The sequence below is a fragment of the Arthrobacter sp. H14 genome (genome assembly GCF_000520495.1).
In the GTDB taxonomy this organism is placed as follows: Bacteria; Actinomycetota; Actinomycetes; order Actinomycetales; family Micrococcaceae; genus Arthrobacter_C.
Window position 1 is genome coordinate 5,989 of sequence record NZ_KI914674.1, and the last position, 11,774, is coordinate 17,762.

General features: G+C 59.4%; 13 protein-coding genes. 4 read left to right on the forward strand and 9 right to left on the reverse strand.

The genetic code is table 11. The annotated features are described in order from the left end of the window. The first annotated feature begins 306 nt into the window (after positions 1 to 306). A complete protein-coding gene (locus Y707_RS0116380; RefSeq protein ID WP_216699272.1) occupies positions 307 to 624 on the forward strand; it encodes a hypothetical protein in 318 nt (105 codons plus the stop codon). A gap of 239 nt (positions 625 to 863) precedes the next feature. On the opposite strand, the gene Y707_RS33170 is transcribed toward Y707_RS0116380, so the two are convergent. The 3 genes from Y707_RS33170 to gvpO (Y707_RS33290) are packed head-to-tail and all read right to left on the reverse strand — an operon-like array spanning position 864 to position 1,610. Beyond that, on the reverse strand, positions 864 to 1,313 hold the full coding sequence (locus Y707_RS33170) for a gas vesicle protein (protein ID WP_275451223.1): 450 nt from the start codon (positions 1,311 to 1,313) through the stop codon (positions 864 to 866). 9 nt (positions 1,314 to 1,322) lie between these two features. Beyond that, a complete protein-coding gene (gene gvpO / locus Y707_RS33285; protein WP_081744942.1) occupies positions 1,323 to 1,466 on the reverse strand; it encodes a gas vesicle protein GvpO in 144 nt (47 codons plus the stop codon). A gap of 9 nt (positions 1,467 to 1,475) precedes the next feature. Beyond that, a complete protein-coding gene (gene gvpO, locus Y707_RS33290) occupies positions 1,476 to 1,610 on the reverse strand; it encodes a gas vesicle protein GvpO (protein WP_216699273.1) in 135 nt (44 codons plus the stop codon). Positions 1,611 to 1,991: 381 nt separating this feature from the next. On the opposite strand from gvpO (Y707_RS33290), the gene Y707_RS0116395 reads away from it, so the two are divergent. Next, positions 1,992 to 3,521 (forward strand): sugar transferase, encoded by a 1,530-nt coding sequence (locus tag Y707_RS0116395; protein WP_081744943.1) that lies wholly within the window; start codon positions 1,992 to 1,994, stop codon positions 3,519 to 3,521. A 353-nt stretch (positions 3,522 to 3,874) separates the two neighbouring features. Then, positions 3,875 to 4,561 (forward strand): glycosyl hydrolase, encoded by a 687-nt coding sequence (locus tag Y707_RS26870; RefSeq protein WP_216699274.1) that lies wholly within the window; start codon positions 3,875 to 3,877, stop codon positions 4,559 to 4,561. A 34-nt stretch (positions 4,562 to 4,595) separates the two neighbouring features. Here the strand turns inward: Y707_RS26870 and Y707_RS0116405 are convergent, their stop codons facing one another. The 5 genes from Y707_RS0116405 to Y707_RS0116425 all read right to left on the reverse strand — a co-directional run bounded on the left by Y707_RS0116405 (position 4,596) and on the right by Y707_RS0116425 (position 9,757). After that, positions 4,596 to 5,762, reverse strand: coding sequence for a sulfotransferase (locus tag Y707_RS0116405; protein WP_081744944.1), 1,167 nt, complete (start codon positions 5,760 to 5,762; stop codon positions 4,596 to 4,598). Further along, entirely contained in the window at positions 5,674 to 6,201 is a 528-nt protein-coding gene (locus Y707_RS0116410; protein WP_026535881.1) for a serine acetyltransferase, read from the reverse strand. The genes Y707_RS0116405 and Y707_RS0116410 overlap by 89 nt, the downstream gene beginning before the upstream one ends. A 75-nt stretch (positions 6,202 to 6,276) precedes the next feature. Further along, the gene (locus Y707_RS0116415) at positions 6,277 to 7,782 is read right to left on the reverse strand and encodes a Wzz/FepE/Etk N-terminal domain-containing protein (protein ID WP_035782172.1); all 1,506 of its coding nucleotides are present in this window, start codon (positions 7,780 to 7,782) and stop codon (positions 6,277 to 6,279) included. 32 nt (positions 7,783 to 7,814) lie between these two features. Next, positions 7,815 to 8,786, reverse strand: coding sequence for a glycosyltransferase (locus Y707_RS0116420; RefSeq protein WP_035782175.1), 972 nt, complete (start codon positions 8,784 to 8,786; stop codon positions 7,815 to 7,817). Positions 8,787 to 8,788: 2 nt separating this feature from the next. Next, the gene (locus Y707_RS0116425) at positions 8,789 to 9,757 is read right to left on the reverse strand and encodes a glycosyltransferase family 2 protein (RefSeq protein ID WP_253905213.1); all 969 of its coding nucleotides are present in this window, start codon (positions 9,755 to 9,757) and stop codon (positions 8,789 to 8,791) included. A gap of 363 nt (positions 9,758 to 10,120) precedes the next feature. Between Y707_RS0116425 and Y707_RS26875 the strand changes: the two genes are divergently transcribed. Beyond that, on the forward strand, positions 10,121 to 11,305 hold the full coding sequence (locus Y707_RS26875) for an O-antigen ligase family protein (protein WP_162150241.1): 1,185 nt from the start codon (positions 10,121 to 10,123) through the stop codon (positions 11,303 to 11,305). Positions 11,306 to 11,337: 32 nt separating this feature from the next. On the opposite strand, the gene Y707_RS31655 is transcribed toward Y707_RS26875, so the two are convergent. Then, on the reverse strand, positions 11,338 to 11,774 hold a 437-nt coding region (locus Y707_RS31655), incomplete at its 5' end, for a hypothetical protein (protein WP_035782177.1).

The following is an 11,774-nucleotide window of genomic DNA, read 5'->3' on the forward strand; positions in this document are numbered from 1 at the left end:
GGGGCCGTTCCAGGCCGCGCCGCTCCCGGTGGGGTGCGTCCTTCTGCGTCCAAGACCTCACAACCTGCCTCGAAGACCTCACAACATCGTCAGGCACGGACACCTCAACAGCGGACCAGCCCGACTCGAACACGCCCTCGCGCCGCCCAGCCTACGGCACCCGCCCGCGGCACCGGAACAAAGACGGACCCGAAGCCGGGCGTAGCCGCCGGCACCACCGCTCAGCCGACACCGGCCGGCACCGCTACCGAGCTGCTCAAGACCTCCGCACAGCAGCTTCTTCAGGCGGCCATATCCAAGCTAGCTATGACGGTATCGAAAAGGATCGACGAGGTGACAGACAAGCTCGAAGATGTCGCCGCGGGCGAGCTCAAAGATCTGAGCGCGAGTGGTGGTCCGCTGGTGAACGCCGGTCTTGGCGCCCTGCGCGCCACCATGTCGGGCAAGAATCCGGTATGGGCGGCGCTCAAGGGCGCGTGGTCCGGGGCGAGCACAAAGACCAAGGTGATCGTGGTCCTGTGTCTGGTTCTCATCCTTCTCCTGGCGCCGGTGGTACTCGTCGTGCTCCTGCTGGGGTTGCTCGTCGCTGCCATCGTCGCAGCCGTCCGGAGTGCCACCAGATGACCACCGGGCGCATTACCGCTACATGTCAGCGGCAGGCAGCGCCCAACGGGCCGTGTTCCATCTCGGAGTCCCCGCTGCCGTCCCGGACTGCCGCACCTGGACCGGTTTAAGCGCGCAGTATCCCGGTCACCGGGTAGCGTCACCTATTGTCCCGCTTTACAGGACTGTCTTCTTTTCAAGTCTCCGGTCGGCGGCTTCGTGGAAGTCGTCGTCGGATTGGGCTGCATCGCCTCAGCCATTTACTTGTCCGTCTGTTTCGGCGTCCGGTCCCCGCCGGCCTCCAGTGCCTGTGCGCTCTTCCAGCCGCACCAGGGACAGAACTCGTTCAACAACTGCTCGAGGGGTGCACGTTTGCCGCACTCCGGGCAGGTTTCCTTCTGCTCAATCGCCGTGTTCCATGCCACGGTGTCCCGGTCGGTGCCGGCCGGGAATTCGAGACCGTAGCGGGCAGCGGTTTCAAAGGATGCCAAGGGGGCGCGGATCCGGATACCCAGGAGTTCGACGCCGGCCACGGAGACCATGATGTCGGCGTTGATGACCAATCCCTTGTCCAGCAGCGTCTCGATAACGTGCGTGAGGGTGCCGGCGCCGTCGCGCGATGGTTGCATGGCGTTGCCACCGGCCGGATTATTGCGGGCGACGCCGGAGATGCCGCCGGCGCGCGCCGGGGGGATACTGCTTTCAGTCATGAGGCGAATCTACTCCCCACGGTTCGTCCGGCCGCGGACGTAGGGCGAGTCACGGGAGTAGGCCGTCAGATCGCCGTCGGAATCAATAGTGACAGAGTACTCCGCCAGCACATCAGCGGAATTCGGAATGCGCCGGCTCTCGACGACTTCCACGGTGACAGTTCAGTTGCCATCCTCGTTCTTCTCGACGCCGACTACGCCTTCAGCGTCCCGGTTGGTGAGTTCTTCGAGTTGGCTCATCGCTTCGAGGGCGGCCCTCGCTGCGTTCACCCGCGAGCCCGCGGGCTTCTTCGCCATAATCCCATCCGTGGATCGCCCGGACCCCCCCGATCGCTCAGAAGGACGCTTTCGCTTTGTGGATGTTTCCTCGTTGGCCAGGGCTATTTTTTCTGACATGAGAACCCCTAAGTAAATTCGAGTAGTTACTCGTGCTTGCTCTGCCGGTACCCGTACCGGAAGAGCTAAAACACCAGTATTGACCACTCGTGTTTGTTGATCTTCCCAACTCTAGGCTCCTCATCAGCAAGAGAAATCTGTGGGGAAGGTCTTGAGCATGTTGGGTGTATTGTGCGGCGAAAGTAAAACGTCTCGCGGGGGATCCGGGTTCTGTTGTAAGGCGGGAAAACAAACCGGAGGTGGTCGGACCGGTTCCCGCTTGTCCTCAACCAAGTTGCCGTCATGAGCGAGTTACAAGACGGTCTGTCCTTCGGAGATCGACTCCGCTTCGGGGTGCCGGTTCGAACAGCGTTACCTCAGATTGACGTACCGAGGACCGCATTCAGCGCTGGCTCCGGCGTACGGTGGCGCCGGCGCTACCGAATGATGCTCGGCATCACGGACACCACCCTCATCGTAGTGATGGTTTTTGCATCGGGATGGTTGGTTTCATCCTTCGGCGGCACAGCCATTTCCGGCTCGACCGCTTCCGTACCAATGTCTGTGTTCGTTTGCGCAATCTGGGCCGCCATGATGTTCCTGTTCCACACCCGCGATCCACAGTTGATGGGAATAGGGGCGGCGGAGTATAAGAGGGTAATCCACTCTTGTGCCGCGACCGTCGGGTGGCTCGCTGCTGTGGCACTCCTTCTCGGAGGGGATGCCGCCGGGGGATATCTGCTGATGATATTTCCGGTCGGCGCGCTCGTATTAGTGGCGGACCGGTGGACTTGGCGGCAGTGGTTAAATCGGCAGCGGAGATTCGGCCACTACTTGTCCAGGGTCATAGTTCTGGGACGCGACGAAGACGTGCGGTATGTCGTCCGGCAGATTGCGAAAAAATCCGGGGCAGCGTACGACGTCGTAGGCGCGGTGGTGGAAGGGGATCCGGGCCGGGAAGCCATACAAGTCGACCGGCAGCGCATACCTCTGGTCTCGGGACTCGAAGACATACCCGATGCGGTGACGATGGCGGGCGCGGATGCGGTAATCGTGGCCGGTCATCTAGCCCATGGAAGCAAGTATGTGCGGGAGCTCGGGTGGAAACTTGAAGCCACGGCCACCGAATTGGTGCTGGCGTCGGCATTGACCAATGTTGCTGGTCCACGGATTCGAATGCGCCATGTCGAGGGTCTGCCCTTGATGCACGTGGAACTGCCCAATTTCAAGGGTGGCAGGCATGTTCTAAAGCGAGCCTTCGATATTCTGGTTGCAACATTGGCTCTCATCATCCTGGCACCGTTGTTATGCTTCCTTGGCCTGCTGGTTCGCCATGACAGTTCCGGGGGTGCCTTTTTCAACCAAGAGCGGGTTGGGCGCAATGGAAGCACCTTCGGTATGTACAAGTTCAGATCCATGGTCGAAAGTGCCGAGGATGAGCTTGCCCTGCTGGCGAACCTAAACGAAGGCGCCGGTCCATTGTTTAAGATTCGTTCCGATCCACGTGTTACCAGGATCGGCGCATGGCTTCGGCGCTACTCACTGGATGAACTTCCGCAGTTCATTAATGTGTTGAAAGGCGACATGTCCCTGGTTGGGCCACGTCCCCCGCTGCCCAGCGAGGTCGCCGATTACCAAGGCCACGTTCACCGGCGTTTGTTCATCAAGCCCGGCATTACGGGTTTATGGCAAATAAATGGCCGCTCGGACCTCGACTGGGATGAAAGTGTTCGGTTGGACCTCTATTATGTTGAGAACTGGTCACTAGCTGGGGACCTGATGATTATGTGGCGGACCGTGAAGGTTATGTTAAGGCCAACGGGGGCATACTAGAGACGTATTTGGAGATCTGCATTATGAGACGTCCCGCAGGTAACCCGAGCGGCCGGCGACCTTCCCGACGTCGCTGGTTGACCGGCGGCTGGACGAGATTTTCCGTTTGTCTTGTGCTGGTCGGGGTTTTGATCTGCGCGGCTTCGACGTTGCCGGCGCTGAACGCGTCGAAGGACGAGAGTAATCGGCTCGCAGCTGCACCGGAGCTGGAGGCCGATAGTGCTTCTGATCCTCAAACAATTTTTGGCTCGAGTCTGGGCCGGTCGTCTTCTGGTGAAACCTTTGAGACGGCCGTAGACTGGACCGACCGAAATCTAGGCGACGTCAAAGTGGTGCGCTATTTTGAGCCCAATATGCCCGTTGAGTGGTCCAAACGGTTGCCTGAGCTGGACGGAAAGACGATCCTGGTCTCCTTTCGTGCAGAGCCGGCCGATGTCCTTGCCGGCAACCTCGACAAAGCATTGCTCGAGTGGTTCGAAGCAGCGCCCGCAGACCAGGATGTCTACTGGTCCTACTGGCATGAACCTGAACCGGACATTGACAGCGGGAAGTTCACTGCAGCGGCATACCGGGAGGCTTGGCGCCATATTGCGAAGCTCGCTGCGGCGGCAGACAACCCAAGACTCCACTCCACGCTGATTCTCATGGGATGGACGGTGGATCCTTACTCACAGCGGAAATGGCGAACCTACTACCCAGGCGATGCCTACATCGATGTCCTTGGCTGGGATGTTTACAATGACGCCCACAGTGTTGCGGGCCCTTCTGGCTACCCCAGCCCTACATCGTTATTCGACGCCGTAGTCCGGGTCTCGAAGGCTGCCGGCAAGCCGTTCGGGATCGCAGAGACAGGGTCCCGGCTGGTTCCGGGTGACCCTTCCGGAACCCAGCGGGCAGCTTGGTTGACGAATTTGGGCGGATATCTCAAGAACAACGACGCTCTGTTCGTGGCGTACTGGAATTCCGTGGATAAAGGGGACTTCCGACTGCTGGACAAGCCGTCACAGGATGCATGGAGAACGCTCGTTGAGGGAGGGTAGGGCAGCCGGCCCCGCGGTCCGTTGAATGACGGTTCTAGCGGCCCGTGTAGCCATACCAAAGACGCATGGGCGCAGTGAGCAATGAGACAAGTCGGCGATCCTTTTTCGTCATGGCTTTGCGCCACTCGGCATCCGGGCGAAGGGTGGTTTCGCCGCGGCGGAATCTCATAGGGTTGCCGGCGACAGAATGATTTGCTTTGAGGTCGACTGTTCCCGGACCCACCAGCTTTAGTTGTCCGGTGATGGGTAAGTTCAGGACGTCGCGCAGCCGGTCGATGGTTGCGACGGGGTCGGCTATCAGGTCCTCATAGAGCAGCCGCGTCCGTGGCACCGCACGCCAGCGCAGGGCTTCGGCGGCAAGATTCGTGGAAACCCACAAGGCACTGCTGACCAGCGAGGAATACTGCTTCATGAGATCATCTTCTGGATTAGTCGATTCCGGTCGTTTGACCGATTTCGCCCAACTGAACGATACGCCTCGGCTGTCCCGGACCAGATGTACAATTCGCAGATCGATATCCCGGTTGTGGCTCAGCGCCAGGGCCAACGACGGGTGCTTGCCGGAGTCAACTATTACGCTGGCGCCGGACAGCTCCTGTACCGCCTTGTACAGCGCACCATAGTAACCGGAATAGGCAGCCAGTTGGCGGGCGAAAGCGGGCGGAACCACCGGGAGCATGGTCAACGGCAGGTAGCGCTGGCGGTCTACTGCATTATGCAGTTTCTCTACATCCTCCATATCTACGTTTTTCCAGCCACCAAAAGCCATCTCCCCGGTCCTGCGCCAGAATTCACACTCTCCGAAGGGTTTTCCGCAACCGCAGGACTCATCTTTCGCGATGCCTCTCGCCCACAGGTGGTGGACTTCTCCCAAGGTTGCTACCGAATCAATCTGACCGAGCAACCGTTCCAAGAGGGTCGACCCGCTGCGTCCGGACCCCGCAATGTACAGGACGAGGGGAGCACCGGGGTTGGAACGATTCCGGGGGGGCCGTTCCCTGCGGAGATCTGACCGGCGATCAACGCGGGATGCGGCTTGTCCCTTATTCCGACTGAATATTCTCATCATTCCCAAGCCCCCAACTGCATCAATGTATCGAAGCCAGCATCCGTCATTGATGATCCTCCGGCGAATCTGCTGACACCCTTGCTGGTTTGATTGTGGCAGGATTGCCAATTGCCATGGCGCCGGCTGGTACATCGCGGGTAACCAAGGCACCTGCGGCAATACGGGCGCCCCGACCGACGCGGATACCGCCAACAACAACAGCGTTTGCCCCGATTTCCACATCGTCTTCAATGATCGGGCAGGGACCATCTTCGTGTTTATTGCCAATGGTTACATTTTGACGAATGGCAACATTGTTGCCGATGACGGTGCGGTCGTTTATCACTATCCCGACGCCATGGTAAATACGGACGCCTGCACCGAGTTGGGTTCGCCACGGGATTTCCACTCCCAGAATCCATTCGACGACCAACCGATAAAGGATGCCAACAGGAACCGCAGGTAGCCTGGGACGTCGATCCACTGGTCGCCGGGCAGCGCTGGCAATCCGGAACAGCACCATTACCACCTGGCCCTTCAACTGACCTCGGTTCGCATCGATGTCGCGCCGGAGCTCATTCACGAGTGTCATCAGTAAACCTTTCGACGACCTTGAAGTCGCGGCTTCGCCGCCTGGAGAACGCGCGACCCACTGGAATTGGTTGCATTACTGGCCTGCACCGCCCGATATTGATTGCGAAGGTTGCTGGGAATCCCGGCCGTTCTCTGCGGTGTCTACTGCCCCTGCAAGTTTGCGCCCGCGATTCACTAAGACTGCACCGTAAAGCACTGCACCCGCCTCATTCATTTGGTTGGCGCTTGACTGCAATTCACGGGTCCTGGTTCTCGTAGTTTCCGCCACGATGACCGCCCCGCCCGAGAGCCGGCCCGCAGCGAGACGAGACGCTTCCTCTGCGTGCGGGGGCAGAGCGAGAATAGTCACTGATTCCGCAGCCTGCCCAACGGGGCGGCGCCGTACGGCCTCCGTCACGTATTCGTCTGCTCCATGGTTTTTGGTTTGCCCCAGCGGGCGAAACACGTTGAGCCCCTCTATCCGGCTGGATCGGAACACCTGCCCATCAGCGGCTGCCTCGTCGGGAATGAGGTCCAGCCCGCGCTTCACAGACTCGAAATAGTCGGCCGGAGCTCCCATGAGTATAAGTTCGACGTCGAATCCGTCCTGCGCCATCACGGCGGCCAAATTTGCGGCGACGTCTGACGGAACGTCGGCATGAGAATCGTCGATGACAGTCAAGACGGTCAAGGGCAACTCAGCGGCGAGGAGGCGCTCACGTACCGCCCGGAAGGTGCCTAAATCGGTTCCTGTGGCGGGGACTGTTGCCTGCCATGCGGTGAGCAGGCCCAGAACCGGTCCGGCACCGGCGCTCTCGACATCGTGTTGGCCACGGACCCGGCGGTCCAAAGAGTTGAGTATAAACGCTAGAACGACCCCGAGAACGAGCCCTGCTAACACTCCCGCGATCAGAACCGCCATCCGCTGTGGTTGTTGAGTTACGGCGTTTACTGCGGCAGGCGTCAGCACGCTTCCACCGCTTGTGTCAATAAGCGCCAACTCATTGATCTGCGCCTCTACACTGGCAATCTGGGCCAGAATAAGAGCACCGTCGTCGTCCGAAGTCGAGCCAAGTACCTCCGCACCACCGAGGGCATCCGCAATCGCGTTCACTCGGGGTTGCAACTGCTCAAGGATTCTTTCTTTACGGGCCTCGGCCTGATCTTGCCTGTATGCAAGATAGGCGTTGGCCATGGCATCCGCCCCTGCACGCGCCGCCCCAGGTGAATCAGCTGTATAGGAAATGGTCACTGTGGTTGCGTCCGAGCCCGTGTCCACGCTGGTATTTCTTCTGAGCGTTTGGACACCGGTTCCTGTTCCAAGAGCCTCTTCCGCCCGGGCTGCCACGACATAGGAACTGGCCACCTGGTCTTCGGTGGATACATCCAACAGTCCCGACGCCGATCTGGCGGGATTAAAGGGTTCAGCCATGATGACGTTGAGGTTGACCACCGTGGAGGCCGTCCACTGTCGCGGTACCAGCACGAGAACCGCAATGGCGGCCAGAAGGCCTATCAGCGCGACACCGAGTATCGCTTTCCAACGTTTCAGCAGGACAGACGCATAATAGCCAATACCCACTGAAGAGGTCTCATTCATAAATTCCCGATCTATCACTGGAGCCGGTGCCATCATTGAAGTCCAAACGGTGGGGGTTGATCGACGGCTGCGACGCGTCCGGCGAGCGCAGCGCGTAGATGTTCAACTGTGAGCGCATCCGGCGAGCTGGATACCGCAAGTCCGCGCCCGGATAATTCTGCGGCAATCATCAGTTGGTGGTCATCAATGTGCTCCCCGTGGGCGGCCTGCCGGGGAAGCAGCAGCGGGCGGTGCCCGGATTCGAGAGCAGTGAGGGCGGAACCGACGCCGGCATGGGCGACGACGAGATCTGCGCTGGCGATTGCTGTCCGCAACTCTTCGGTGGGCAACGTGTCTTGGCTCGTTATTCCCAGTCCGGACACATCAGTGCAGCCTGTCTGCCAGAGAACTTCACTTTCCGATTCCAGAATGTCCGGCAGCACTCTCAGCAGGGAGGTAACAGCCCGGCGAAAGCCGAAGTTCCGCATCGTGCCAAGTGTTACCACCACCCGCTGTACGCGGTCGGAGTGCGCCACATCCGTAGCTGTGAATCCATCGAAGAGGGCCCCGTGATATTGCCAGCGTCTGCCCGCCCATGCAGGGTATTGGGTGTAAAGCTTCAACCCGGGAATCCGGGCCGCGATGGAACCCGTAAGACTGGCGCGGGTGGCCCTCGCCGCACTCTCAATGTAATGGCAGGGAAGCTTCTGCAAGCGACCAATCGCCACGAACGGGAGAGCGATTCCTGCGCCTGTCGTTACGATCATCGAATAGTTTTGCCCCTTGAGAATGCGCAGGGCGGGTATGAGGCTGGCCGCGAGGGCGCCGTAGCCTCGTGGCTTTATATAGGGAACCACATGAACTGTCTCATCTGTGAGCAGCGACGCGAGTTGGTCGCCATCATGCGTTACCCATTCGACTGGTTGGTCCATGGCAAACAACCGGTTTCTGAGCCGGTGCAGTTCGTCAAGATGACCGCCCGACGTCGCTACCAGTAGGGCAGGACGCTCCAGTACACCGGCCATGGTCAGATACCGCGTCCCCGGCGCTGCAACTGATCCACCACTCGCCCGTCTGAAACGATCCGGGCAGCCACCGCAAGAGCCAGGAACGCACGGGGCTCGCGCCAGTTCGCGCGCAGGGACTTGACCGCCCACTGCGCAGCGGCCCGCCGTTGCCCCAAGGCCGCATTGCCGAAAGCCAGTTGTCCGTAGACCCTTCCTGTTCCGACCCTGCTGGTGAGGATGTTCCGGTGCCGTTCCAGCATCCACAGATGGGCGGTGTTCTTGACTTCCCACTGCTGATAAAAATATGACGAACCGCCCCATTGAACGCGGATAAGAGGTTGATCGACATGGACGATGGGCCTACGCTCGGCGGCACGGAGCAATAGATCCCAGTCTTCACACATGCTGTTAGGGATAGTTTCATCCACCAAGCCGATTCCGTTGCACAATGCCGCTCTGCGCATCAGAAATGATGACGAATGGACCATAGCCATGCGGGACCTCAGCAGGTCTTCGTAACAGACGGAATCAGAACCGGCAAGCCGCACTGTAGCGTGGTCCCCGTAGTCCACCACCATGGCCGTCGAAGCGAACTCTGCCAGCGGTTGCGCCAGCATCGCTGCGACCTGCCGACGCAGCTTGGTCGGCAGCCACTGATCATCGTCGTCACAAAAAGCAATCAATTCCGTGTCGAGCTGAAGTACGCCGGTATTCCGGGCACCGGCCAGCCCCGGAGTTCGGCAGTTTTCCATAACGATGACTCGGCGCCGGGGGTCCTCCCGGACGAGGTCGTAATCCACCTCACAACGGTCGTGAACGACGATCACCGTTAAGGCACCAGCATATTCCTGGGCGAGAATTGAATCCAACGCCCGGCGCATAAGTTCAGGGCGGTTATGCGTAGCCAGGACAACGCCAACCGCTGGTTCATTCGCTCCGGGAAGAGGCTGCGCAGCCTCGTAACCCGGGGACTCGACACCCCTGTTCACAGATACCCCCAACTCTGAATGAACCGAATTATACACGCCGGACGCAAAATGACATCGTCGCGCATGCCGTCATCGAGGTCCGTCGTCACACGGGATAGGCCCGGCCAGCTACTTGCGCTGCCGCAGTCTTCACGTAGTATCGGAACCGGTCTTGTAAATCCACCGGACTACGGCTCGCAAACCCGGAGGTGACGGGCGTTGAAAGGGCGGACGGAACGTTACAGAGGCGCGTCCGGTCGGCCTGGAGCCGTTGCAGCAGGTCCCAGCCAGCCGCATCATATGCCGCACGGTGACCTTCCGAAGTGGCCGATGGCCGTGGCGTTTATCGGATATCCGTTGTGGTGGTCCCTCGGGTTCGGGGACATGGCATGGCCGGCGTTTGCGCTGATCATGGTCATGGCTCTTTCCCGCACGAAAAATGTACGGGCGCCGCGGGGTTTCGGTCTGTGGTTGTTATTCATGTTGTGGACGCTGTGCACGGTGGCCCAGGTACATGAGCCCGGACGAATCGCCGGGTTCTTCTTCCGGTACGGCTTATACGTCGGGGCAACTGTCTTTTTTATCTACGTTTACAATGCCCGCAGGACGTTGACTGCCCGCAGGATACTCGGAATTCTGACGGCATTTTGGCTGATCGTGGTAGCGGGAGGTTATGCAGGGATAGCTTTCCCCGTGCTGGAGATCAGAACAGCGCTGAGCTTCCTGCTCCCCGACAGCTTATTGGGAAACAATCTCATCCATGAGATGGCCTTTCGTGGTCTGACACAGTTCAACCCGGATCCCGATGCCTTTGTCGTCAGCGCGCCCAGACCAAGTGCACCGTTTCTCTATACGAACAGCTGGGGCAACGCATACTCGCTTCTGATTCCCGTGGTGCTGGCCTATATGTCGATGGTCCGTAGAGAGAAGAAGTTCTGGTTTCTCGTTCTCATACTCCCTGTGTCGTTTGTGCCGGCCTTTCTGACGCTCAACCGGGGCATGTTCCTCGGTCTCGGCGTTGCATTGATCTACGTCGCTGTCCGTGCCGCCTTGGCGGGAAATACACGAATAATTCTCTCAGTCGCTGCTATCGCAATAGCCGCTGGTATAGCAGTGAGCGCCCTGCCGGTAATGGAACGGCTGGACCAAAGGACAGAGAATGTGAGCAGTATTGAAACCCGGGCCGATCTCTACGTTGAAACCTTCGAGCGGACCCTCGAATCACCTGTTTTCGGCTATGGCGCTCCACGTCCGTCAGAGAATCCCGGGGCGCCTTCTGCGGGGACTCAAGGGCACGTCTGGATCGTTATGTTTTCGCACGGATTTCCCGGCTTGGCGCTGTTTATGGGCTGGCTGTTATGGCTGTTTCTCAAAACGATCCGACGTCGTGACCTGGTCGGATTGGTATGTAATACCGTCATTCTGATTTCCCTGGTGGAAGTGTTTTACTACGGTGTACTGGGAGCGGGTTTAGTGATTATTATGACCGCAGGTGCGCTCGGGCTTCGGGAACAGGAATCGCAGTCGGATATCGTACGCGAAGGGGCGGACAAGGGCGTCGATGCCTAAGGACGGCGGGATCGGCACCTCGAAGATCTCCTTCAGCAACGCGGGTTGTCAGGAAAGCCGACAGATTCCACGAGCCAGCGATCTTCCTGCTGCACGAGTGTGAGCGTATTGAGTGCATGACGGTTCGGCCCGCTTCGCACCGAAGTTCCCTCGTCGGTGATCACTTTTACATTGGACGAGTCAATGCAGGCTTGTACCACCATTGTCTTCGGAGTCGACGCTGACTCGTACTCAACGACGGTGGCACTGACGACTTTAGGACTGCCCACTTGACGCCAGCCGTTCTCCCTGAATTCCGCAGCGGAGGCGAGGACTGCGTCATAAGCCGAACCGGTAGCGACTATTTTCAGCTCCGCCGCTGTCCGTTTTTGATCTGTTTCCAGCGTTGTAAGGGCCTCTGCGGATTCGCTAATGAAACCGTTGACCCTCGAATCGGCCGCGCTGGCGGCAGCGTCCGGCAGCCCGGGCA